Genomic DNA, 24,022 nt, shown 5'->3' with positions numbered 1-24,022 from the left:
CCCAGACAGGTTTTCCTGTCGATGCCTTTCGGGGCATTTCCTCCCTAGTCTTTGACCGCGCTCGTATCGTTCGGGCGCGGTTCTTTTTATCTGGGAGCGTACTTGATGAAGCGCGTTATTCTGCGGCCAGAGGCGGCGCGATAAAGAGATCATCCGGCAGGGACGTCAGATCGCTTAAGAAACCATACAAATCGGCGCAGAGTGTCTCGAATCCTGCAAGCTTGTGCAGGTTCTGCTCGTTCACATAGAGACTGCGATTGATTTCTATCTGCAGTGCATGGCAGGCCGTGGCGGGCCTCCCGTAATGCTCGGTGATGAATCCGCCTGCATAGGGCTTGTTGTGTGCAACAGTGTAGCCCAGATCCTGCAACAGATCGATCGCAGCCTGCGTTAGTCTTTCGCTGCACGACCGGCCAAAACGGTCACCAACAATGAAATCCGGGCGCGAGCCGACCTCACCGGGACGCACTCCTCCCGGCATTGAGTGGCAGTCGATCAGAACCGCATAACCAAAACGCTGGCGCGTGGACTGAAGCAGCACATCGAGCGTCTGGTGATACGGCTTGTAGAGGCCTTCGATGCGATAGAACGCCTCGGCAAGCGGAATGCGCCCCGGATAAATCAACTGCCCCTCACCGACCAGACGCGGCACCGTGCCAAGCCCGCCGGCAACGCGCGCCGACTGGCTGTTGACGAAAGGCGGCAGCGGCTCGGCAAACATGCGCGGATCGAGTTCATAGGCTTCACGGTTTACATCGAGAAATGCGCGCGGAAAATGCGCCTTGAGCAGAGGCGCCCCAAGCCGTGTTGCCGAAGCAAACAGTTCATCGACATAGCAATCTTCAGAATGGCGTATGCTCAATGCGTCGAGACGTGATGCCTCGACGAAGGAGTGCGGATAATAGCGTCCGCTATGGGGTGAATTGAAGACAAACGGAATGCGCTGTTCCGCCGGAGCGCATATCTCGAAGGGCGGTATCAGACTAAAATCGCGCTCCAAACTCATTCTTCACCCGTTTTCGACCGGAACACCCGAACCATCCGACGACGATCCTCGCTAGTAACACACCAAATTACGTCAGACAGCCCATGCGTGCAAATGGCAGGAAAATGAATCCTGCCGCCCTTTGCATGATGTGCATATGCGACAATCCTGTCACACTGAACAGCTTGTTGCCAAATACGCGCCATAACAATTAACATTCGCGCGAGCATTCATTCCATATTTACCAAAGAAGCGTTTTCTACGGTGGATATCGAGTCGTTAAGGGTCAGCTTTTGGGCGATGAACACGACACAGAATTCGGACGGAACAATGAAGAGAATCCTTCTAGCTGAAGATGACAATGATATGCGCCGCTTCCTCGTCAAGGCGCTGGAAAAGGCCGGTTATCACGTAACGCACTTCGACAATGGTGCGAGCGCCTATGAAAGATTGCAGGAAGAACCTTTCTCCCTTCTGCTGACTGATATTGTCATGCCGGAAATGGACGGCATCGAACTGGCGCGCCGTGCCACAGAAATCGACCCGGACCTGAAAATCATGTTCATTACCGGCTTTGCCGCTGTCGCGCTTAATCCCGATTCGGACGCGCCACGCGACGCAAAGGTGCTTTCCAAGCCGTTCCACCTGCGCGACCTGGTGAACGAAATCGAAAAAATGCTGATCGCCGCCTGAGGCGATCCGGCGGATTCGCGGCTCTTTGTTTTGTCATCAACAAAAAGACGAAAAACTTCAAAAAAGAGCATTGACGGGCGCAACGCGATATGGTGTATGCGCCACATCGAATGGGCGTGTAGCTCAGCGGGAGAGCACTACGTTGACATCGTAGGGGTCACAGGTTCAATCCCTGTCACGCCCACCATTCGATCTCCTTGAAGTTGTTCATATAATTTTGGCCAACATCGTGTTTGATCCAGAGCTGATTTACAGCCTGTCAAACTCAAAAATAATCGCGCTATGGCGCTCGCATCAGCAAACACGCTTTCCACAATCCCCTTGGTTTTCCCTGGTGTTCATTCAAACGATCTCAATATCCTGAACTGGTGTTGTATGGGGCTGATATGTTGAGAAGACCAACTCCTGCTCCACGACACTGCGTGGCCTGGTTAAAGCGGGATGGATTTTAACAGCCTAACTCAACAGCAAGAGCCGGTCACCTCACTGTCTGCTGCCACAATTGGAACGAGACAGAAGAAAGATGAGGTGTCGTCACCACGCCGAAATATCCGATTTCTTCGGCAATTCGGTTAGAGCACGTCCCGAAAAGTGTGAAACGGTTTTCGAAACAAGATGCGCGTTAAAACAAGCGGTTAGAGCGTCGATCTGATTCGATCAGATCGAAACGCGCTCTAGTGGCTTTATCCGTAAGCTTTCTCGCGGAACGGAATCAATTGCAGCGCAAGTTATAGTCATCACCAGCAAAACAAGCCGAAAGCTCAAACATACCGCGTATAGGTCCGGCTGGGCGACAGATTTCATCGTTTGCGGGTTGGACGGCAGGGACAACACCCACTGCCGGGATAGGCTCCATTATACTGATGGCACACCAACATACTTTTTGGTGCGCCTATGTTGTGCTTTTCGCAAAGATCTGAACTGGGGAACACGAAATTTTCTGCTGATCCGATTGGGCCTGTCGTCATTTTCTGCAGATGCACGAAGGAAAAGGATATCGATATGATTGTTAAGCATTCGACTCCTCATCTAGGATAACTAGATCTCATATATGCATCTTGACTACCAAGGAGCTTGAATGAATATCCGCCAATTGGAAGCGTTCCACAATACCATAGAAACAGGCTCCGTGACCTTGGCTGCTGAACGGATGCGCATTTCTCAACCCGCAGTAAGCAAGCTCCTGCGCAGCTTTTCGGATGCATGTGGGTTTCGACTTTTCGTGAGATCCGGTGGGCGCCTGACCCCTACGCTCGAAGCCCGCATGCTGGCTGTTGAAGTGGCAAAAATGTTTTCCGGCACGGACCGCGTGGCACGTCTGGCCGATGCGGTACGCAACAAGGAATGGGGGGAAATCACACTTGTCGCCCCGGCAGCTTTAACAACCCGGTTCCTCGCACAAGCGGTTGCTCCCCTGCTTTCAGAGCAGCCTGACATTCACTTCACCATGCGCAGCTTGCCATCGCCCCGGATCATCGAACTTGTTGCTGCACAACAGGTTGACATCGGCCTCAGCGTTCTTCCCTTCGAACATCCAAACGTTGAGGCCGAACGCCTGATGCGCTTTGAGATGGTTTGCGTCCTGCCTCCCAGTCATCCACTTGCAAGTAAATCGGTAATCGATCTGGAAGACCTGGGAAACGATCCTTTCATTTCGCTGGCTCGGGACGACTGCTCCTTGATGACAATTGATCGGGCATTTCAGATCAAGGGCGTACAGAAACGAAATCGTATTGAGGTGCCTCTTTCCGAAACAGCCTGTTGTTTTGTCGCTAACGGAGTTGGTGTTTCGATCGTGCCGTCCTTTGTTGGCCTCGATTTTGGTCCCGATGTTCTCTTGCGCAGAAGTATTTCACCTGAAACCACAATCGACCTTTGGCTTTATACGCCCAAAAGCCATCCAAAATCCTTAGCTGCGAACAAGCTCATTGAATTTTTACGTGAAGCTGTCGCCCCCTTTGACAAACGCCGATACCCCCTCAACCAGACGACCATTTCTAGTTCGACAACGTGATATGAGTTTTAGTTATAATGATCGGATAGTTTGCTATTTGACATTCATATCTCATCGGGCTTTCCTCCCCATCAAGAAAGAAAAGCAGGCCGCACAATCGGTCTGGCTGAATAAGGGGAATGAATATGAGAAAAGGTCTGGCTCGTGGGCTGGCATTAATGACCCTGGCGCTATCGACATCGGCCAATGCTGGAATTTTGTCAGTGTGTGTGGAAGGCTCACCAGAGATATTCAATCCGCAACTCAGCAACAATGGCACCACATCCAACGTACTTGGAAACATCTACGACAATCTGGTTTCCGTTAAAGCCGACAGTTCCGACATCGAACCTTCGCTGGCGGAAAGCTGGACAATTTCCGATGATGGCCGCACCTACACTTTCAAGCTGAGAAAGGGTGTGAAATGGCAATCTAACGATCAATTCACACCCAGTCGCGCGTACAATGCGGATGATGTTGTTTTTACATTCGACAGGATGATGAAGCCGGATCACCCTTATGCAAAAATTAACGGTGGTAATTATGTTACGTTCAATACGAAGCTTGCCGATATTCTGAAGTCAGTCACCAAAGTCGATGACTATACGGTGGCTTTTGACCTGAAAGAGCCACTGGCGCCCTTCATCGGCATCATGGCTCACCAATCTCTGGCCATTACCTCAGCCGAATATGCTGACGTTTTGTTGAAGGCTGGAACCCCGCAAAGCTTTGATCTCCTCCCGATCGGAACTGGTCCTTTTGCCCTGCAAGATTATCAGCAGGACGCGATCATACGTCTGACCCCCTTCAAGGACACCTGGGGTGCCGCCGCAGGGGAAAGGAACCGCACTCCGATGGTCGATACGCTGATCATGGCGATCAGCACCGATGCTTCGGTACGGTTACAACGTGCTCTGGCCGGAGAATGTCAGATTGCACTTTATCCCAACCTGGCCGATCGCGATCAAATCACGAAGAGTGAAACCCTCGATCTCATTCAAACACCAGTCGCTTCGACTGGTTTCATCGATTTCAATTTCCGTGATGACAAGTTCAAGGACAAGCGCGTGAGAACGGCCCTCGCTGAGGCAATCAATGTTCCCGCACTTGTTGATGCAGTCTATAACGGTATGGGCGTCGCGACCGGCGCCCTCATCCCACCGGTTCTGTGGGGGCATGACAAGGATCTGCCGCCACACGAATACAATCCGGAAAAGGCAAAGGCGCTTTTAAAGGATGCAGGCTTTCCAGATGGTTTCTCGACACAGATATGGGCGATCCCCGTTTATCGACCCTATATGCCCAACGGTCGGCGTGCAGCGGAGATGATCCAGGCAGATTGGGCCAGGATCGGCGTGAAGGCGGAAATCGTTTCCTATGAATGGGGCGAATATATTCAACGCGCACGCGCTGGAGAAGCAAAGGTGGCGATGTTCGGCGGCATCTACGATTTTCCCGATCCAAGCCAGATTCCGAACAACTATTTCATTTGTGATTCTGATGGCAAACCAAGCCCGTCCAATGTTGGCGCATGGTGCGATGAGGAATTTATTAGCCTGATGAACGAAGCGGGACGCGTTACCGATAAAGAAAAACGGACCGCCCTTTATAAAAAAGCGCAAGAACGTTTCCACGAAGAAGTGCCCGCAGTCATCCTCGGCGGAGCAGATACACTGATGGCTGTGAGCAAAACGGTGAAGGGCTTTCAGCCAGCCATCTTCGGAACTAGTCGCTTTTCGGGTGTAACTGTCGAATAGGCGGTTTCCGAGGCGAGACGCGCAGCCTTTAACATTGGGAGAAGATATGAAAGCCTTGATAATTGGTGCTGGCATTCTTGGAGCAAGCACCGCTTACCATCTGGCTCGAAAGGGCATCGACGTGGAAATAGTCGATGCCGAGCATGAGGGGAAAGCAACATGGGCTGGCGCCGGCATCGTATGCCCCTGGGCAACCAAGCTTGAGGACGGCGATTTCTACGACATGTATGCCGCTGGCGCGCACTATTATGCATCATTGATCGAGGGATTGAAGTCTTTCGGTGAAACAGAGCTGGGTTATGGCCAGGTCGGCGGACTTGTCGTCGCAGATGATAAGCAGGATTTTGACGCAGCGGCCGAACGTATTGTGCGTCGCGTAGCCAATGTTCCCGAAGCGGGCAACATCGTACATCTGAGCCCCTCTGCTGCGCGGGAGAAGTTCCCACCTCTGCGGGAAGGCACAGAGGCCATTTACATTCCTGGTGCCGCCAGAGTTGACGCGCGACTGCTGTCCGCAGCCATGGTCCGGGCGGCATCGTCTTTGGGTGCGAAAGTCCGAAAGGATCGTGTCTCACTCAGCCTGCAAGGCGGGCAACCGGTTTGTTCTGCCAGCGACGGAAAGGTAATTGAGGCCGACGAAATTGTGGTGACGGCCGGCGCCTGGGCTTCACAGATACTCGACCCTCTCGGCCTCAATCATCCTGTTGAGCCACAAAAGGGGCAGATCATCCATCTACGTCTGCCCGGCGTTGAGACATCGACCTGGCCGGTGCTCTTGCCAATGGGCAGCCACTATCTCCTGGCGTTCGACGATTCCCGTGTTGTGATTGGCGCAACCCGGGAAGACAATTCAGGCTTCGATTATCGCGTCACGGCAGGCGGGCAGGCAGAAGTATTGAACGCTGGCCTTGCCATAGCACCTGGCCTTGCCACTGCCACACATATAGAGACCCGAATTGGCTTTCGGCCTGCATCCCGAACAACGAAACCGATTCTCGGTCGGGCTCCAGGAACAAACGGGCTAATAATTGGCAACGGATTGGGAGCGGCCGGTCTGACCATTGGGCCTTTCGCCGGAAAACAGCTCGCCGACCTGCTCACGGACAACAAGACAGACATCAATCTTCAGCCCTATGCCCCTGCATAGAAGGCCTGACGGCTTATTCATTCACATACATGGAAGAGGTAAGGATATGGTAACGCGTTACCGGAAACATCGCATCATGCATGCGGCGGTAGAACACAATGGCATGATTTTTGTTGGAGGTCATGCTGCGTCGGATATTTCAGTTGGCATGAAAGAGCAGACCCAGCAGATATGCGAAAAGCTCGATAACGTATTGGCAGAATGTGGATCTGAAAAAACACAACTTCTGTCGGCCCGCATTTACTTGAGCGACATGTCCAAAAAAGAAGAGATGAACGAAGCCTGGCTCGAATGGCTCGATGGAGATGATCTTCCCTCACGTGCCACAATTGGCGTCGCGGATCTAGGTGATCCCAAGAGATTGATTGAAGTCGTTGTCGTCGCGGCCAAGAACTGAGACGTCTTTACCGGGGTGCATCACTGCATCCCGGTGTCGAATAGAGAGGATAACATGGGTAAAAAGCCAGCGCATATGGACGACCGTTACGTCACGACGGAAAGATATACGACAATGCGCGGAATTACCCAGGACGCCCGCCGTCATCTTTCCGATGTTTCCTGGAATTATCTGTGGTGTGGAACCGGCGACGAAATCACACTTCGCGAGAATACAGACGCCTTTGATCGATACCTGTTTGAACCGCCGCTTTTTGCCGGTGTGAGCAATCCGGATACATCGACGCGCGTCCTGGACTTTGATCTGAGCTTCCCTGCTTTCGTCGCTCCTTTCGGCGGAGGGGAAAGCACATTTCACCCCGATGGTCATCTGGCACTGGGCAGAGCCGCGGAAGCCATCGGTATCAAGCAGATGGTGCCGGTTGCTGCAGCTCACTCACTGGAAGATGTCAAAGCCGCCTCTTCTGCTGCCGTTATGTTTCAGATGACATTTGCTGGAGACGAACAAGCGGTTCTGGACATGATACATCGCGCCAAAACGGCGGGATATCAATACATTATCGCGACTTACTCTCCGATCCGACAATGGCGCGAAAGGATGATGGAGGATCGCTTTTCTGTCCGCGGCGACGATGGCCCCTCAAATTTCGGCCCCGGCAAATCCGACCCTGCCTCATTGACAGAACTGCTCGATTTTACCCGGCCACGCTGGAACTGGAAACAGGCCGAATATGTCATGCAACAATCGCCATTGCCTTGTATCGTGAAGGGTGTTGGAAGCGTTTGCGACGCCAGGGCAGCACTCGATGCCGGGGCAAAAGCGCTTTATGTATCAAATTATGGTGGTCGTTCCATCGATCGCACAGCCGCAGCTATTGATACATTACGTGCCATACGTGAAGCCGTGAGTAACGAAACACAGATCATATTCGACAGCGGAATTCGTCGAGGAAGTGATATAGCTTGTGCGATCGCACTTGGTGCGAACGCTGTGGCACTGGGGCGCGTGCTCGCTTTGGGACTGGCTGCTGACGGCGAGAACGGAGCACGGCGTGTACTGGAACTGCTTCAGCGTGAATTCTGGACTACCCTTGGGCATCTGGGCTGCTCCAGCGTCTGCGAACTGACACCAGACGTCATCACGCGCATCTAGCCACGCGCAATGTGCGGAAACAAACAGGAGCCAGACATCCAGTCTGCTTTTCGGCGGTATCTACTGGACTGATTTCCCTGCGTTCATAGTCTACACGCGGTATCCTTACATCTCGTTTCCAGAGCGCGATTCGATCTCATTGAACCAGATCGGCGCTCTAAATACTTGTTTTAATGAGAATTTTTCCCGAGAATCATTTCACACTTTTCGGGATGCGCTCTAAAATGCTTCCGCTGAAGAGTCACAACTCATTTGCCCCGCAAATCAAGAATTTGAGGCACGTAACCATGGCTAAACGCCCAGCAATGCTGGAAGCAGAAGCTGTATTTATCGGGGCGAAATATCTGGCCAGCGACTGACAACAACGGGCGGTGATTGTTATGTGCGCAATATTCCAGCCCCGGCGCAGAGCCAAGCAGATTGACCAGAACTGCGGTGATCTCACCGGAGCTCAGGATCGTTTCTTCGATAATCAGCAATTTCATGCACGTCGCAAGGAACTGAATTTGCAATCTTGACATATGTCATAAGTTAGAATTAGCTTGATTGAAATTGAGCAGATGCTGCTTCGAGGAGACCCACTCCAGGGTGAAGCACGTTGAGCTTGGGAGGAAATATTTGTGACTAAATTGTACATTGCAATCGTCGATTGCATGATTGCGGGCGGCTGTGTTTCACGCGAAACGACCGCCTGCAAATGGTTGGGCGCAGATCAAAAACTGGTTTGTGAATTGCAGGACACTTCGTCCGGTTCGGTGAAGTCTCTATGAGTTACGAATTCAGTTTCAGCTTCCTAAGCCAGTATTGGCCGCTGTTACTCAAGGGCACATTGGCGACCATCCAGATGTCCCTGATAGTTACGGCGCTCGGTTTCATCCTGGGCACGATCTGTGCGGTTGCCAGCATCAGCAAATACAAATTCCTGCGCATTCTCGTGGCAGTCTACGTAGAAGCAATTCGCAATACGCCGCTGCTGGTCCAGTTATTTCTGGTCTATTTCGGCCTGTCTTCGATGGGCATCAAATTTTCCGCCCAGACATCGGCGCTGATCGGCCTGACCATCAATGTCGGCGCCTATTCCAGCGAGATTATTCGTGCTGGTCTGCAAGCCATCCACCCCGGCCAACTGGAAGCTGCAGATACGCTGGGGCTGTCGCGTCTACAGATGCTTGCAGGGATCATGTTGCCGCCTGCGCTTGAGAAAGTTTATCCCGCTCTCGTCAGTCAGTATGTGCTGTTGATGCTGGCAACCAGCGTGGCATCGCAAATCTCGGCTGAAGAGCTGACCGGGGCGGCGTCGCGAATCCAGTCGATGACATTTCGTTCTTTCGAAGTCTATCTCGTCATTCTGGTCATCTATCTCGTCCTTTCCCTTTTGATGCGGGGGCTGTTCAAGCTTCTGGGGTTGGCGTTGTTTCCACGCAAGCGCCGCCTTGGCACCAATCTTTAGGAGGTCGGGATGTTCACGAATTTCTCCTGGATACACATCGAAGTTCTGCTGCAGGGACTGGTCTGGACAGTCTTGCTCTCCGCCATTGCCTTCATATTTGGTGGCTTGCTTGGCTTTGCTGTTTCATTGGCAGGAATAGCAAAAAACAAGGCTGTGGTTGCGCTGGTCGATGCCTATATCGTTCTGGTCCAGGGCACGCCGGTTCTGGTCCTGATGTTCATCGTTTACTTCGGCTTGCCGGTCTTTGGCATCGAGGTTTCCTCGCTCTTTGCCGCAAGCCTTGCAATGACAATCTTTGCGAGCGCTTTCCTTGGCGCCATCTGGCGGGGCAGCCTGCAATCCGTGCCACGCACGCAATGGGAAGCGTCCGATTGCCTGGCTTTGACCGGCTTGCAGGGACTCTGGCTTGTCATCATGCCGCAAGCCATGCGTATCGCGACACCTCCAACAGTCGGCTTCATGGTTCAGATCGTCAAGAATACGTCGCTCGCGTCGATCATCGGCATGGCGGAGATGACTTATATCGGCAAAGAAATCAACGCTTCGACGTTCCAGCCCTTCACGACCTATCTCGTGATCGCGTTCTTCTACTTTTGCATTTGCTTCCCGCTCTCAGCGGCCAGCCGGAAATTCGAGAGGATGTACAGTGTCAGCCGTCGTTAAGTTCGTTGACGTTCATAAAAGCTATGGCTCGCTGCCGGTGCTCAGAGGCATCAATCTCGAAATAGAGAAGGGGCAGGTTGTTGCACTGATCGGACGCAGCGGCTCCGGCAAAAGCACGGCGCTGCGTTGTGTCGATCGGCTTGAAACAGTCAATAGCGGAGATATCTGGGTTTGTGATCACCGTGTGAGCGATCCTGACATCAATCTGCGCGCACTGCGTCAGGACGTCGGCATCGTCTTCCAGAGCTACAACCTTTTCCCGCATCTGACGGTTGAACAGAACATCACTCTGGCGCTGCGCTGGGTCAAGAAAATGACGAGACCGGTTGCGCGGGATATAGCCGAAACCGTTTTGCGGCAGGTTGGGCTGGCAGAAAAGATCGATTCCTATCCTGAACAACTATCCGGTGGGCAACAGCAACGTGTGGCTATTGCCCGTTCGCTGGCCATGAAGCCGAAAGTCATGCTGTTCGATGAGGTTACCTCGGCACTCGATCCCGAGCTGACCGGCGAAGTGCTGAAGGTCATAGAGGACCTTGCCAGAAATGGCATGACGATGCTGCTCGTCACCCACGAGATGGATTTCGCCCAACGCGTCGCAGACAAGATTGTCTTCATGCATCAGGGCCAGATTTGCGAACAGGGCAGTCCGTCCATTTTGACGAGCCCGCAGACCCCTGAATTGCGCAGCTTCGTTGGCGCGCGCCACTGAACATCCAATCAAAGCATGTGGTGTCGATGAGGAGAGACATCATCAACAACAGGAGGAGGAAATATGACTATTCTGAACAAGAGAAAATTTCTGGCAATAATGGGCTTTGGCATCGGCATGGCCGCCATGATAACGCAGCCATCCTTTGCCGATCAGTTGGATACGATCCGTCAGAAAGGTAAGTTGCAGGTCGCCATCGATCTTGGAAACCCACCTTATGCGATGCGCGATGCACAATTCCAGCCGACAGGTTCGGAAGTGGAAACAGCGAAGCTGCTGGCCAAAGACATGGGCGTGGATATTGAGTTCCTGACGGTTCCGACCTCGGGCCGTATTCCGTTCCTGGTTTCGGGCAAGGCGGATCTGGCCGTGTCGACGCTGTCGATAACAAAGGAGCGGCTTGAGGTTGTGGATTTCAGCATCCCCTATGCTGAAACCGCAATCGTCGTCGCAGCCCCCAAAGAAGCAAACGTAAAGTCCTATGCGGATCTTACCGATGCATCGGTTGCGGTCACGCGCGGCACGGTCAACGACACCAATCTCACGGAAAAGACGGCAGATGTTTCCGGCGTCCAGATCGTGCGGTTTGAAGATGATCCGACATCAAGTGCAGCAGTAACCAGCGGCCAGATTGCAATCTATGCAACTTCGCGTCCGCTTCTGACCGAACTGATCAAGGCCAATCCCAAACTCGACCTCGAAGAGAAGTTTGTCGCCAAGGCTTACCCTCTGGGCGTTGCCCTTCGCAAGAATGAGCCGAAGCTCAAGGAATGGATCGACGGCTGGATCAAGACCAATCTCGACAATGGCAAGTTGGTCGACATCTACGAAAAGTATCATGGCGCTCGTCTGGACCCGCAGAAGCTGCTGGCCAGTGACTTGCCTCGGTCGTGACACAGGTGCCGTCGCGGGGCCGGTGCAAACCATGCCCCGCCACAGCAATTGCCTGAATGCTGATGGAACGGAACCTTGCTCTTGAGAACTTGGACGATCCCCGAACCAGTAGATGAGAGCGCATCCCGAAAAGTGTGAAACGGTTTTCGGAAAAGATGCGTGTTAAAACAAATATTTAGAGCGCCGATCTGATTCAATCAGATCGAAACGCGCTCTAACGTGCAGGAATGAAATGATGACAGACAAGTTCAGTGTAAGAGACAAGATTGCCATTGTGACAGGCGGGCTGGGGCAGCTCGGAACGCAGTTTAGCAAGTCGCTTGCAGAGGCTGGCGCCAAAGTGGCGATCTTCAGCCGCCGGGCAATCGACGCTGCCGATCTCGAAGCAAAATTTCCTGGTTTGACGAAGAACATTCGCGTCTATGTGGCGAGCGTTACGGACAAGGCCAGCCTGGAGCAGGCAACCGAAAAGCTGATTGCCGATTGGGGCGTACCGCATATTCTGGTCAACAATGCAGGCATCGATTCAAAGCCGTCAGGATCGGCCGACCAGAACAGTCCCTTTGAAATCTATCCGCAGAAATACTGGAACGAGATCATCGAGACCAACCTGACAGGTGTGATGTTGTGTTGTCAGGTCATCGGTTCGAAGATGGCCGATGCCAGACGCGGCAGCATCATCAATGTCGGTTCAATCTACGGCATCGTGTCACCAAATCAGGCGCTTTATGCGTATCGCGAGGCGCGAGACGGCGAGCCTTTCATCAAGGCGGTATCCTATGCCGCTTCGAAATCCGGCCTTGTCAACTTGACCCGCTATCTCGGCACCTATTGGGGAACCAAGAATGTCAGAGTTAACCTGATTTCCTTCGGCGGCGTGAAAACTGCAAACTTCGACAAGGAATTTGTGGATGCGTTTCTTGAACGCGTTCCCATGAACCGACAAGCGGAAATCGATGAATATAATGGCGTGATACAGTTTCTGGCATCCGATGCCTCGTCATATATGACAGGCTCGAATGTCGTTGTGGATGGAGGCTTTACGGCATGGTGACAGAACAGGCAGACAATCGAACTCTGACGAGGCGCGCGTTACCTGATCGTGACAAGCTGCACGTCTCGGTCGTTGAGACGCTGGAAGCACAGATTCTTTCCGGCAAACTCAAGATTGGCGATCGTCTGCCTGCCGAAGCCGCAATAGCGCGTGAATTCAATGTGAGCACGCGATCTGTTCGTGAAGCGCTGCAAATTCTCGAAACAAAAGGCCTCGTTCGCCGCAAGCATGGTGAAAGAGCGCTTGTGGTGCGCGACGATGTCGGAGAGTTTCTCGGTTCGCTTGCAACGACTGTGAAACAGCTCTTTGCCAATAATTCCGACTATCTCGTCCAGTTGATGGATGTGCGCCGGATCATCGAGACGGAAGTCGTGACGCGACTGAGTTCGGAAGACCTGGTGATGACGCCGGAAGTGGATGAGGCGCTCGCCAGTATGAGAGCTGCGGCCGAAGCCAATGACATGGCCCGGTTCACCGACAGTGACGCTGCTTTCCATCTTGGGCTCGTGCATTCCGTGGGCAACGAGATCCTCAATGTCGTCTATGACAATCTTTTCTCGATCATCATCGATGTCATCCGGGTTACGAGCCGTGTGCCGAACAAGTCGCTGGAGGACGGATTTGCCGAACATGAGGAAATCTACAACCTCATAAAGGCCAGAGAGCCCGAGACTGCCCGCCAAGCTATCCGCAGACAGATCGATGAAAGTTCGCGCTATCTCAAGGTCGCGCTGGACAATTCCAATCTCAAGAACAAGGTCAAAACCAAATGAGCAACTTCGATTATTCCGATACAGACTGGGCGTCGATCGAGCGTCTTTCGAAATGGTATTCAGGCGATGTCCATGACAGTCTGGAACAACTCGGCGGCTGGGGTTATCTGGACGGTATATCGTTGCAGGGTGAGTTGAAGCCGGGCGAAGTGGTCTGCGGTCCCGCCGTCACCGTTCAGTTTGCTCCAAGCGAACGTCGCAATCAGCCGCAGGATGTCTATCACAACGCCATCGACAACGCGCCGAAGGGTGGAATTGTTGTCGTCGATGCATCCTGCGCGCAAGGCTCCTGCTCGGGAGAGCTGATGAGCACAGGTGCGAAAACACGCGGCGCCGCGGCGACGATTGTCAACGGTACGGTCCGTGATATCGCGCAGGTTCGCCATCTGGGCTATCCGCTTTTCGGTCGCGCCCGGTCACCTGTTTCGGTGTCCGGTAAGATGGAACCGAAGCTTTCACAAGTTCCAATCGAAATAGCCGGTGTGAAAATTGCTCCGGGCGACGTTATCTTCGCGGATATTGACGGGGTTGTCGTCATTCCCAAGACCATGGTTGCCGCAGTCGCCGATCAGGCCGACAAGCTGGGTGCAAATGAAGCTTCGGCGCGTGACCGCATTCTCGGTGGTGAGAAGCTTCAATCGGTCTGGCCGGTGGAGTCGAAATACGGCGCGTAGCCGAAGCCGGAACGCATCTTCAAAGAGGCGAAGATCATAAATCAATCGTCATTAATGTTAAGAACTCACCCCATTGCATCATGCTGTGAGCTATCAGATCAGCCTGGTTACGGCAAAGGATAGCAAACACTTCGGCAAGCGTCATAAAGCCAAGGCACATGCGCGGTCTCGACACCGATTACATACAGAGGCGGCCAGTTGAGTGTGGCCGCCTCTTTCCAGGCAAATGTTCATGCAACTCGGCCCCATATTCAGACCACTTTTGCTGTCGTTCAGCGTCACATTTCCAGACCCGCTTTACGACTTTCCAGCGTGGAGATGAGGTTGAAGCCGATGGACCGGAGGGGTTCTGGAGCAATCCAGCTTGCTGTGCCCATGATGGCAGACATGCTTGTATGCTCGCCTTGGCCCAGCATAAGTTCTGCAAGATGTCGCCCCAGCATTGTTCCTTTGGCAATGCCGCTCCCATTGCAGCCGCCCGATGCATAAAGACCGTCTTCAACGCGCCCCCACCATGGCGCCCCATTCATTGTGAACGCTGTCGTACCAGCCCACAAATACTCCAATTGCATGTCTTTGAGATTTGGCCAGCGGCGTTCAAAGCGATCCCTGAGCTTATTCGAAGCCTCACGCTCACCGAGCTCGGCCTCATGCGCATATAGACTGCGTACCATAATCCGATTACGGCCAATGCGACGCAACGTCGTGCCAAGCCGGTGCGAGGGCAACAGGCCCCATGCCTCGGACTCGCCGAGTTCATCAAGCCGGTTATCAGCGATTTCTTCAGTCACGGCAGCATAAGTGTAAATGGTCGCCATGCGCGATTTCAGATAGCCGAATTTGCGGATAAAGGCATTGGTCGCCAAGGCAAGGTTCTTGCATTTTACAACGCCGCCCGGCGTCTCCAGAACCCATCCATCGCGCTTGACCAAGGTCTTGACCGGTGTGTTTTCATAGATCGCAATGTCGCTTGGCAACGCATCGGCAAGACCACGTATCAAGGCGGCGGGTTGTAGCAACCATGTATCCTGCATGTGGATGCCAAAGCGATAATAAGCACTCCCGATGCGACGATGGATGTCCTCTCGCGACAGGAGAGTGTGAGCAATTTTATTGACGCGAGCGACTTCCGCAACATTGCGTAACGACGCTTCGCCAAGTTCTGTCGCCGCACCGCGGATCGATCCTACCTGTCGCATGTCGCAATCAATGTTGTTGTCACTGATGATCTGCATCAGCCATTGGAAAGCTTCGTTAAAAAAGCCGGATTGAAGACGCGCCTTTTCAGCCATTTCTATCGAAGCATTGCGCGGCAATACATCCGAGCCTGTGAAACCCGAATTTCGGGCAGAGGAACCTTCCCCTATCGTAGTCGCTTCAATCACTGCGATACTGGCGTCAGGGTTCAGTTCACGCAATCGACGTGCGATGGCGAAACCAGTGAATCCGGCTCCGACAATTGCGTAATCGACCGTAATGTCTTGGGTGAGTGCGGCGCGCGGTTGGCGTGGCGGGAGCATGGCATTCCAGCCGCACAGGCTGGAATAGGAGGGATAGGTTAGCTTTGTCATTTTGGTGCCTGAAAGATTTCGGGATAGTGCACCGCACCATCCCGATTGTTCTTATCATTCCTTGAAGTGAGCTTGTTCGGTGAGTAGCGGGCCCAGCGACATCGAGCCCTTGAGCTCGAAACCCCAGTCAAGCTTTTCGTTCCTGATCCAGACCTGGGCGGTCTCTGTCACCGGCACAGCGCAAACATCAACCACAATCAATTTCTGCGCTTCCTGCCAGAGTTCGATCTGCTTTTTGGGATCGACCTCCGTGCGAGCGGCCTCAATCTGCTTGTCGGCAACCGAGCAATGGCTGAAGTTTGTTACTTGCCCCGGCGCACCAATAGCGCTGTTGGAGTGGTAGAACTGCGTTAGATAGGTGTCGGCAACAGGGAAGCGTGCCGCACCGTAATCCACAAGCGGACTTAAGTCCTTACGGATCATCTGATGCCAGGTCGCATGTTCAACCGGTTCAAGCTCAAGCTTGATGCCGGCCTTGGCAAGCTGCGCCTGGAGAAGCTGATCCGTGGTCGCATAACTGGGCATCTGGCTAGAAATCATCTTGACGGTAAGACCATTGGGAAAACCCGCTTCTGCAAGCAGTGCTTTGGCCTTGTCTACATCGGGTTGAACGAGGCCTGGATCGGGATTGAGGCCCAGATTGTTCGAAGGAATGACTGACTTTGCAACTCGCGTGAATTCAGGCCCACGGAACTGCGCAATCTGTGCAGGATTAATCGCGTAGGCAACGGCCTGCCGGACTCTGATGTCATCGAATGGCTTCTGGTTGCGGTTGATATGTACCACGGTCAATTCGGCAGGATCGAAGATATCGACCTTGGCGCCGGGTGTTTCCTTCATTCGCTGTAACCAGCGCCGATCAGTCGTACCTGCGGATACATCGATTTCGCCGGCTGTAAAAGCAAGGTCACGACCTGCCGCCGCGTTGAGAAAACGATAAGTCACCTTTTCGATCTTCGGCTTGCCACGGAAATACTTTTCGTGGGCAATAAAATGAACCGCAACACCGGGTTCGATTGATTCAAACTGGAAAGGCCCAAAACCAACAGGATTACGGGTAAAGCCCTCCCCGCGCTCTTCATACGCTTTCTTGCTGATGATGAAGCCGCCGGAATAGTTGGTCACAAGGCCAAGCAGACTTGGAACCTGATTTGCAAGCGTGATGCGCACGGTGTGCGGGTCTACGGCCTCGACGCTTTTGATCGCCTCATAGTCTGTTGCGAAAGCTGAACGCTTCGGATCTGCCGCCTTCTGCAAACTGAAAACGACATCATCGGCCGTCACTTCGCCGTAGCTATGTTGCCATTGCACGCCAGGGCGCAGCTTGAAGGTCCAGACCAGATTATTGTCTGTTGCTTCCCAGCTTTCGGCAAGGTCACCTTCGATAGTCGCCGGATCGGTAGACCCGGGCGCGAATCTGACCAGTCCTCCAAAAATCCATGCGACGAGGGTACGGTCCGATGTACTCGCGGCGAAGTGCGGATCCAGATTGCCGATATCGGCAGCGGCGGCACCAAGGCGTAATTCCGTCTGTGCTGCGTATGCCGAGAGCGTGCCGAGTGCCGTGAAGGCCATGAGAGCGGCAAGCGCCGGTGGACCCATGATGCTTTTCAGTTTCATGATTGTTCCCTTTTTATTGAATATTATTGTCTTGAGGCTTGGCAAGCGCACTGAGCAGTGAGGTAAATCCCGTTTCGTTCAGACTGCTAATCGCCGAAATAATACTGTCCTGGTTTTGGGGGCTCAGACTGACGCGTCCAATATTCTTGAACTTGTGAGCGACCTGATCCCAACTCATGGGATTGGCTACATCGCCAAGCGGATGGTCGATAACCAGTTCTTCAGCACCGTCGCCCTGATCGATCAGAACACGGGCTGGTGTACGCACTGGAAACGCTGTGACGAAATCGGTCGAAGCTTCGAGCTCGATCCGGTTCGCAAGGCCGAGCACCTCTATGTCTTTCAAGCTGTCGGGGTCGACGGGCTGCAGTGCCTCCGGCCCACGCAACGCCGCAAGCGCGCAACTAAAATAGAAACTATACTGGCCGCCTTCCAACGTGCTCGGTGCGCGCTCATTAGCGAGGCGAAGACCCTGCGGGAAGGTTTCGATACGGAGCCTGTGAATCTGGCGTCCGTCCCTGCGCATTTTCAGGATCGCATCGATGGCTGCGTGCATGTAACGACAGCAAGCATAAGGCTTGAGATAGCAGCGTTGCAGTTCCCAGACCTCGCCGAGCTGTCCCAGCAGAATTCTGCGATCATAACGCTCTTCATTGTTGAGCAGATCTACCGGCCCGGTTGCTCCTGCCTTCGCGCGATAAGCCCCGGTGATACCGGCAACCACGGCAGGTGGAATTCCTTCCTTCACCGTGCTGCCCTGAAACTTGGAGGAACCGGTTGGAAAAACGATAGGGCCTTCAGAACCTGCAATCGCCAACGCATGCGCCATCTCGTCGGCCTCGAGCCCGAGAAGCCGTCCGGCAGCCGCAGCCGCACCATAACTTACCCATCTGCCGCTTGCATAAGTTTCGATGGTGCTGCTGGGGCGTGATGTGGCAACACGCAGGGCTACGTCGTAGCCCAAAGCGATTGCATCAAGCATCTCGGTGTCCGACGCATCGATGGATTGGCCGACAGCAAGCGCCGCTGGAATGACACCAGCACCAGCATGGCCCGCCGCTCCACGATGACCGTCATCAATATCAAGCGCACTGGCAGCCGCGCTGTTTGCCATGGCAGCGCCGGCCACGCTCAGCTTCATATCTGTAAGCCAAACCTGAGCAACACCTGAGCCATATACATCGGACGCTGCTTGTCTCGCCGAGGCTGCCAGACGCGAATGAAGGCCCGCTGCGGTCGCTCCCATCAGATCGAGTAGTAGAAGTGAGATGGCTTCGCGCGTTTCCGACGGCAACGCGCCTTTAGGGTGGCCAGAAACAAATTTAGCAAGTTGAGTTAGGGCATGCATTTCCAGAAGACTCCAATCTAGCTCGCCATACGAATGAAATGACCGTCCGCAGCCATGCTCCAGCGCGCCGTTGGCGCGCTATAGCCGAGGGGCTTGAGCGGACTTCTTGGTGGACCAGCATCGGCAGCTCGCCGCTGCCGTATTCCGCGTTGATCGGGATGTGTTATGGGGATCGCCGAAAGCAGCCGCTGCGTATATTCGTGCCCCGGTCGTCCGATCACATCGTCCCGAGGACCAATCTCGACAATCTCACCAAAATACATGACCGCAACGCGGTTGCAGATGCGCTCGACGGCAGCCATATCGTGGCTGATAAAGAGATACGAAATGTCGAATTCTTTCTGGAGATCGATCATCAGCTCGATGATCTGCCCCTTGATGGCGACATCAAGTGCGGAAACCGCTTCATCGGCGATGATCAAACGGGGGGCCATTGCGAGAGCTCGTGCAATGCAGATGCGCTGGCGTTGTCCACCTGAAAATTCGTGAGGCAGGCTGGATGCGCGATTGGGATCCAATCCAACACGCTCCATCAACCATTCCATTTTCTGCTGTGCGGCTGCACCGGTCTCCAGACCGTGAACCTTCATTGGCTCCTTGATCGCCGAGCCGATGGTCTGACGTGCATCAAGCGAGCCGAAAGGATCCTGAAAGATCATCTGCACCTGCCGTCTCAATGAAGAAAGGCTTTTGCGATCCAGATAGTCGATTGTCTCCCCACCGACGGTGATCTTGCCATTGTGGACAGGTGCAAGATTGATGATCGCCTTGCCAATGGTGGATTTTCCCGAACCGGACTCACCGACGAGTCCAAGGGTCTCGCCCTTGCCTATGCTGAACGACACATCTTCGACCGCGTGCACTGCACCTCTGGCGCGACCAAAGAGACCACCGTGAACAGGAAATCTCACAGAAAGGTCGTTTACCTCCAGAACCGGTGTTGCGGTATTTGCCATCACCGGACTGTCGACAGGTCGCGCCGGAACCGTCCCGGCCTGTAACTTGCCGACTAGGCTGGGAGCTGCCTCGATAAGGCTGCGCGTATAGGCGTCCTTTGGATTGCTAAAGATTTCCATCACCGGGCCTTGCTCAATGACGCGGCCATGGCGCATGACCAGCACGTCGTCGGCGACTTCAGCAACAACACCCATATCATGCGTTATGAACAGAACAGCGGTTCCCGTTTCCTGCTGCAGCTCCTTCAAAAGCTGGAGCGTCTGAGCTTGCACGGTCACATCCAGAGCAGTTGTGGGCTCATCGGCGATGATCAGATCCGGATTGCATGCCAGTGCCATCGCGATCATCACACGCTGTCGCATACCGCCGGAAAATGTATGCGGATACTGATTGACGCGCTGCTCCGGATCGGGAATGCGCACCTTGCGCAAGAGCTCCAGAACGGCTTCCTGCAGGTCCCTTCCCTTGATCTTCTTGTGAATTCTCAGAACTTCAGCAAGCTGCGTTCCCACGGTCTGTACCGGATTGAGTGACGTCATCGGCTCCTGAAAGATCATGCTGATCTTGCCACCGCGTACTCGGCGCATCTCGGCTTCGGGCAATGTAAGCAAGGCCTGCTGGCCAAGCATCACCGCGCCTTCAGCTTTGGCGATGCGATCAGGCAGAAGACGCATGATCGCCAGCGAAGTAACGCTCTTGCCAGAGCCGGATTCCCCCACCAGAGCCAGTGTCTTCCCAGGCTCGATCTGAAAGCTGATCCCATGGACAACCGGCTTTCTGGCGAAGGAAATCTTGAGATCTCGAACGATGATTGCAGGCTGATCGGTCATTAGCTGGCATCCTTCAGTCGTGGATCGATTGCGTCGCGCAGACCATCGCCGATCAGGTTGAGAGCGAGAACGAGCACAAGGATTGCAAGGCTCGGATAGAGGGCCAGATGGAAGGAGCTCAGAATATTATCGAAGCCTTCGCGAACCATGCCCCCCCAGGTTGGTGTGGGCGGCGCGAGCCCCAATCCGATGAAAGCAAGCGAGGCTTCTGTGCGGACGGCAGTTGCCATCCATAGTGATGCCATGACCATAATTTCGGGCAGGATCGCAGGCAGAATATGGCCGAACAGAATGCGCGCGTGGGAAAAACCCATTGCATGACAAGCCTGGACATATTCACGGTCGCGCTGTGTCAGAACGCCAGCGCGTGCAATTCGCGCAAAGGCCGGTATCGCTGTAAATGCAATAGCGATAACAATGTTCGTCAGTGTTGCCCCCATCAGAGCAACGAGCGCCAAACCAAGGATCAGCGATGGAAACGCCAGCACGACATCCATGATCTGCATCAGGATGATGTCGGTCTTGCGACCCATATAACCAGCTATCATGCCCAGAAATGAGCCAATTATCAGCGCAACCACAATGGCCAGAAAGCCAATGGTCAGCGAATAGCGCGCTCCATAAAGCAATCGCGAAAGAACATCGCGGCCGAACTGATCCGTGCCCAGCAGATTCTCTGCGCTTGGTGGCGACAGATACACAATGATGTTCTGTTCGTTCGGATCGTACGGCGCCAGGACCGGCGCGAAAACCGCACACAGAATAAGCGTCAGGACAATGGCTATGCCCAGCCAGGTGGAAAAATTCAATCGACGTAGAAATTGCCATCTGGACTGCGCGCGTGGAGCGGCAGATGAATTGGTTGTAATGGATGTCATTTGTACTGAACCCTCGGATCGAGGAAACCATAGGTCAGGTCAGTCAGCATGTTCACCGCAACAACGATAAGCGTATAAATGACGATCATCCCCTGCAGCAGGGTATAGTCACGCTGAGTCAGGGCGTTGAGAATGAGCTTGCCCAGGCCCGGCCGGGAGAAGACGATTTCAGTCAGAACGGAATTACCGATCAGAATACCAAGATAGAGCCCTACCACCGTCGTAATCGGGATCATGCAGTTACCGAGCGCATGACGCCAAACAACTGCGTGATGTGAAGCGCCTTTGGCTTTCGCCGTACGCACGAAATCCTGATTTAGAACTTCGAGCATGGCCGAGCGCGTGACACGCGTGATGTATGCCATCATGATCAGCGCCAGCGAAATGGTCGGTAACGCCATTTGTCTCAGCCGATCCAGCAATCCATCACCGCCACCTGAGCTGATGACAGGAAACCAGCGCAGTTGTATTGCGAAAATCATCAGCAAGATGATCGCCGCAACAAAAGCTGGAAGGGAAAGACCCAGTAGCGAAACAAGACGCAACATCAGATCAGCAGGTTTATTTCGTTTCACTGCCGCCCAGACACCCGCAGGAACACCGAGCAAAATCCCCAATACGAGCGACGCGATCGTCAGCTCCATTGTATAGGGCAGCACGTTCATGATCTCGGCCGTGATCGAGCGGCCCGTTATCATGGACTTACCAAGATCACCTTGGAGAACGCCCAGCATGAAGTTTGCGTACTGAACAATGATCGACTGATCCAGGCCGAGCTTGTGATGCAGTGCAGCAATACTTGCGGGGCTGGCTTGATCGCCCAGGATGACAAGCGCCGGATCGCCCGGCAAAACACGAACAATTACGAAGACCAACGTCAACACGCTGAACAGCGTGAAAAGCGCGAAGCCCATTCGTTTGATCAGGAACGACACCATGCTGTTGTCCTCGCCTCAAACAGAGATGGGGGAGCATGGCAGGGGCGTGCGTCAACAACCTGAGATCAGGTGTAAAAGCAGCAATCTTTGAACGCTCCTCCCTCGGTTCAAAGACTTAACGCCGGAGTTGAATGACAACGAAAAATATGACAGAAGTCAACCTATTCCTTTTATTGGAATGAATTTTATTAAATGTTCTAATAGTTAGAACCTTGGAGTCGTCTGTGACTACGAACGCATCAAGCAATGCAGTACGCGCACTTGATATTCTAATTGTCCTGGGAGAAGCAGGTGCCGATGGTTTCGCATTAGCCGATATTGCCGAACGCATCGGCGAGGCCAAACCTGCAGTTCACCGCAGCCTCGTTTCGCTTCTTCAAAAGGGTTTTGCAGAGCCTGCTGGCAAGCACGGCTTTTACCGGCTTGGGCCAGCTATCCCAATGCTTGCTAGGGGGCAGGCCCGTCTCGAACCCCTGATTTCGAAATTCCGACCCGGAATGACCGAGTTTGCGCGGCGAAGCGGACACACTGTTTACATGATGGTACAGGCGGGCGTTGACGCCGTTTGTGCCGAGATGGTTTCGCGATTTCCAGACCGGCAGTTTACGATGGGGGTTGGCGGGCGCGTGCCGATGGGTGTCGCAGCTGGAAGCGTTGCTCTCATGTCCATTATGCCTGAAGCCGACTGTCTCGCGCTACTTGAGGCAAATGCACCACGTTATCTTAGTCATCCTTCCGTTCAATATGTCGATAAGGCTGTTGTCATGTCGCAGATTGAGGACGCGCGACGGCGAAGCTTCGCTGTCAACATGGCATATTATCTGCCTGGGGAAGGCGGACTCGGTTTGCCAGTGCGCGCCACAAGTCCCTATGAGCTAAATGCTGCGATTTCATTCACAGCACCGCTTGAGATGATGACGGAAGACTGGCTCCCCAAGATCATCGATGAGCTTCGCGATTGCCTTGGCGACGCGATACAACCTGTGCCCGCTTCATAAACAACATGAGAGCGGAATTTTTCCAATCTTCAATCCGGGAGGAAACCAAATGCAGATTGAACGACTTGATGTGAATCACCGCCGCAGCCGTCTGGTGAAATACAATGGCATGTGTTTCCTGTCGGGCCAGTTTTCGGATTCAGATAAGGACATCACTCAGCAAACGAGAGAAACTCTCGCCAAGATTGATGACCTTCTGGCACGCGCCGGGACTGACAAATCTCGTTTGCTTACGGCGCAGATCTGGTTGAGGGAAATGTCAGACTTCAAGGCGATGAACGAGGTGTGGGATGCCTGGATCGATCCGGCCAATCCGCCGACCCGATGCTGCGGGCAGGTATTGATGGCTGATCCAGACATGCGTATCGAAATCGTCGTCTCCGCTGCGATTTAGAGCGCGTTTCGATCTGATATGATTAGATCGGCGCTCTAACTTCTTCTATTTCAAGCATAATCTTATCGATCCTCGTTTCACTCCGGTCGGATTATGCTCTAAAGGAATGATGCAGGACCAGCTATCCGCCCATTCAAATATAGC

23 protein-coding genes and 1 tRNA gene are annotated in these 24,022 nt (G+C 53.6%); 16 read left to right on the top strand and 8 right to left on the bottom strand.

All coding sequences use genetic code 11. The annotated features are described in order from the left end of the window. Positions 1–115: 115 nt before the first annotated feature. Positions 116–1,006, bottom strand: coding sequence for an N-formylglutamate amidohydrolase (locus tag FIB18_RS16625; protein ID WP_140021764.1), 891 nt, complete (start codon positions 1,004–1,006; stop codon positions 116–118). A gap of 309 nt (positions 1,007–1,315) precedes the next feature. On the opposite strand from FIB18_RS16625, the gene cpdR reads away from it, so the two are divergent. From cpdR to FIB18_RS16590, 7 genes are all read left to right on the top strand, one after another. Next, entirely contained in the window at positions 1,316–1,678 is a 363-nt protein-coding gene (cpdR, locus tag FIB18_RS16620; RefSeq protein ID WP_002966536.1) for a cell cycle two-component system response regulator CpdR, read from the top strand. A 112-nt stretch (positions 1,679–1,790) separates the two neighbouring features. Then, positions 1,791–1,865 (top strand) — tRNA-Val (locus tag FIB18_RS16615). A gap of 891 nt (positions 1,866–2,756) precedes the next feature. Next, positions 2,757–3,692 (top strand): LysR substrate-binding domain-containing protein, encoded by a 936-nt coding sequence (locus FIB18_RS16610; protein ID WP_140021763.1) that lies wholly within the window; start codon positions 2,757–2,759, stop codon positions 3,690–3,692. A gap of 125 nt (positions 3,693–3,817) precedes the next feature. After that, entirely contained in the window at positions 3,818–5,428 is a 1,611-nt protein-coding gene (locus FIB18_RS16605; protein WP_140021762.1) for an ABC transporter substrate-binding protein, read from the top strand. A 46-nt stretch (positions 5,429–5,474) separates the two neighbouring features. Continuing rightward, positions 5,475–6,575, top strand: coding sequence for an NAD(P)/FAD-dependent oxidoreductase (locus FIB18_RS16600; RefSeq protein ID WP_140021761.1), 1,101 nt, complete (start codon positions 5,475–5,477; stop codon positions 6,573–6,575). A 46-nt stretch (positions 6,576–6,621) separates the two neighbouring features. Next, the gene (locus tag FIB18_RS16595; protein WP_140021760.1) at positions 6,622–6,972 is read left to right on the top strand and encodes a RidA family protein; all 351 of its coding nucleotides are present in this window, start codon (positions 6,622–6,624) and stop codon (positions 6,970–6,972) included. Between the two features lie 54 nt (positions 6,973–7,026). Continuing rightward, on the top strand, positions 7,027–8,124 hold the full coding sequence (locus FIB18_RS16590) for an alpha-hydroxy acid oxidase (protein ID WP_140021759.1): 1,098 nt from the start codon (positions 7,027–7,029) through the stop codon (positions 8,122–8,124). A gap of 248 nt (positions 8,125–8,372) precedes the next feature. On the opposite strand, the gene FIB18_RS16585 is transcribed toward FIB18_RS16590, so the two are convergent. After that, complete coding sequence (locus FIB18_RS16585; RefSeq protein WP_140021758.1) at positions 8,373–8,609, bottom strand: hypothetical protein; 237 nt, start codon at positions 8,607–8,609, stop codon at positions 8,373–8,375. 281 nt (positions 8,610–8,890) lie between these two features. Here FIB18_RS16585 and FIB18_RS16580 point away from each other — a divergent pair, with 281 nt between their 5' ends. The 7 genes from FIB18_RS16580 to FIB18_RS16550 all read left to right on the top strand — a co-directional run bounded on the left by FIB18_RS16580 (position 8,891) and on the right by FIB18_RS16550 (position 14,344). Next, on the top strand, positions 8,891–9,574 hold the full coding sequence (locus FIB18_RS16580; RefSeq protein WP_140021757.1) for an amino acid ABC transporter permease: 684 nt from the start codon (positions 8,891–8,893) through the stop codon (positions 9,572–9,574). A 9-nt stretch (positions 9,575–9,583) separates the two neighbouring features. Continuing rightward, on the top strand, positions 9,584–10,237 hold the full coding sequence (locus FIB18_RS16575; RefSeq protein ID WP_140021756.1) for an amino acid ABC transporter permease: 654 nt from the start codon (positions 9,584–9,586) through the stop codon (positions 10,235–10,237). Then, positions 10,221–10,949, top strand: a complete 729-nt coding sequence (locus FIB18_RS16570; RefSeq protein ID WP_140021755.1) for an amino acid ABC transporter ATP-binding protein — start codon at positions 10,221–10,223, stop codon at positions 10,947–10,949. Before FIB18_RS16575 ends, FIB18_RS16570 begins: the two co-directional genes overlap by 17 nt. Positions 10,950–11,012: 63 nt before the next feature. Further along, positions 11,013–11,843 (top strand): transporter substrate-binding domain-containing protein, encoded by an 831-nt coding sequence (locus FIB18_RS16565; protein ID WP_235894906.1) that lies wholly within the window; start codon positions 11,013–11,015, stop codon positions 11,841–11,843. A 235-nt stretch (positions 11,844–12,078) separates the two neighbouring features. Beyond that, entirely contained in the window at positions 12,079–12,897 is an 819-nt protein-coding gene (locus FIB18_RS16560) for an SDR family oxidoreductase (RefSeq protein WP_235894905.1), read from the top strand. Further along, positions 12,891–13,670, top strand: coding sequence for a FadR/GntR family transcriptional regulator (locus FIB18_RS16555; protein ID WP_140021753.1), 780 nt, complete (start codon positions 12,891–12,893; stop codon positions 13,668–13,670). Before FIB18_RS16560 ends, FIB18_RS16555 begins: the two co-directional genes overlap by 7 nt. Beyond that, positions 13,667–14,344: an RraA family protein gene (locus FIB18_RS16550; RefSeq protein WP_140021752.1), complete on the top strand. Its 678-nt coding sequence runs from the start codon at positions 13,667–13,669 to the stop codon at positions 14,342–14,344. Before FIB18_RS16555 ends, FIB18_RS16550 begins: the two co-directional genes overlap by 4 nt. Before the next feature lie 278 nt (positions 14,345–14,622). Here FIB18_RS16550 and FIB18_RS16545 read toward each other — a convergent pair whose 3' ends face one another. The 6 genes from FIB18_RS16545 to FIB18_RS16520 are packed head-to-tail and all read right to left on the bottom strand — an operon-like array spanning position 14,623 to position 22,486. Next, positions 14,623–15,915: an NAD(P)/FAD-dependent oxidoreductase gene (locus tag FIB18_RS16545; RefSeq protein WP_140021751.1), complete on the bottom strand. Its 1,293-nt coding sequence runs from the start codon at positions 15,913–15,915 to the stop codon at positions 14,623–14,625. Positions 15,916–15,969: 54 nt separating this feature from the next. Further along, the gene (locus FIB18_RS16540; protein ID WP_140021750.1) at positions 15,970–17,535 is read right to left on the bottom strand and encodes an ABC transporter substrate-binding protein; all 1,566 of its coding nucleotides are present in this window, start codon (positions 17,533–17,535) and stop codon (positions 15,970–15,972) included. 13 nt (positions 17,536–17,548) lie between these two features. After that, complete coding sequence (locus FIB18_RS16535; RefSeq protein WP_140021749.1) at positions 17,549–18,883, bottom strand: MmgE/PrpD family protein; 1,335 nt, start codon at positions 18,881–18,883, stop codon at positions 17,549–17,551. A 17-nt stretch (positions 18,884–18,900) separates the two neighbouring features. Continuing rightward, positions 18,901–20,670: an ABC transporter ATP-binding protein gene (locus tag FIB18_RS16530; protein WP_140021748.1), complete on the bottom strand. Its 1,770-nt coding sequence runs from the start codon at positions 20,668–20,670 to the stop codon at positions 18,901–18,903. Next, on the bottom strand, positions 20,670–21,548 hold the full coding sequence (locus FIB18_RS16525) for an ABC transporter permease (protein WP_140021747.1): 879 nt from the start codon (positions 21,546–21,548) through the stop codon (positions 20,670–20,672). Before FIB18_RS16525 ends, FIB18_RS16530 begins: the two co-directional genes overlap by 1 nt. After that, on the bottom strand, positions 21,545–22,486 hold the full coding sequence (locus FIB18_RS16520) for an ABC transporter permease (RefSeq protein WP_140021746.1): 942 nt from the start codon (positions 22,484–22,486) through the stop codon (positions 21,545–21,547). Before FIB18_RS16520 ends, FIB18_RS16525 begins: the two co-directional genes overlap by 4 nt. A 224-nt stretch (positions 22,487–22,710) precedes the next feature. Here FIB18_RS16520 and FIB18_RS16515 point away from each other — a divergent pair, with 224 nt between their 5' ends. Both FIB18_RS16515 and FIB18_RS16510 read left to right on the top strand, forming a co-directional pair. Continuing rightward, positions 22,711–23,484: an IclR family transcriptional regulator gene (locus tag FIB18_RS16515; RefSeq protein ID WP_140021745.1), complete on the top strand. Its 774-nt coding sequence runs from the start codon at positions 22,711–22,713 to the stop codon at positions 23,482–23,484. Beyond that, entirely contained in the window at positions 23,432–23,878 is a 447-nt protein-coding gene (locus FIB18_RS16510; RefSeq protein WP_328596246.1) for a RidA family protein, read from the top strand. Before FIB18_RS16515 ends, FIB18_RS16510 begins: the two co-directional genes overlap by 53 nt. The last annotated feature ends 144 nt before the right edge of the window (positions 23,879–24,022 follow it).

The organism is Brucella pecoris (assembly GCF_006376675.1).
GTDB lineage: Bacteria > Pseudomonadota > Alphaproteobacteria > Rhizobiales > Rhizobiaceae > Brucella > Brucella pecoris.
Note: the sequence above shows the minus strand (reverse complement) of the source record. Positions and strands in the feature narration are given on the sequence as shown.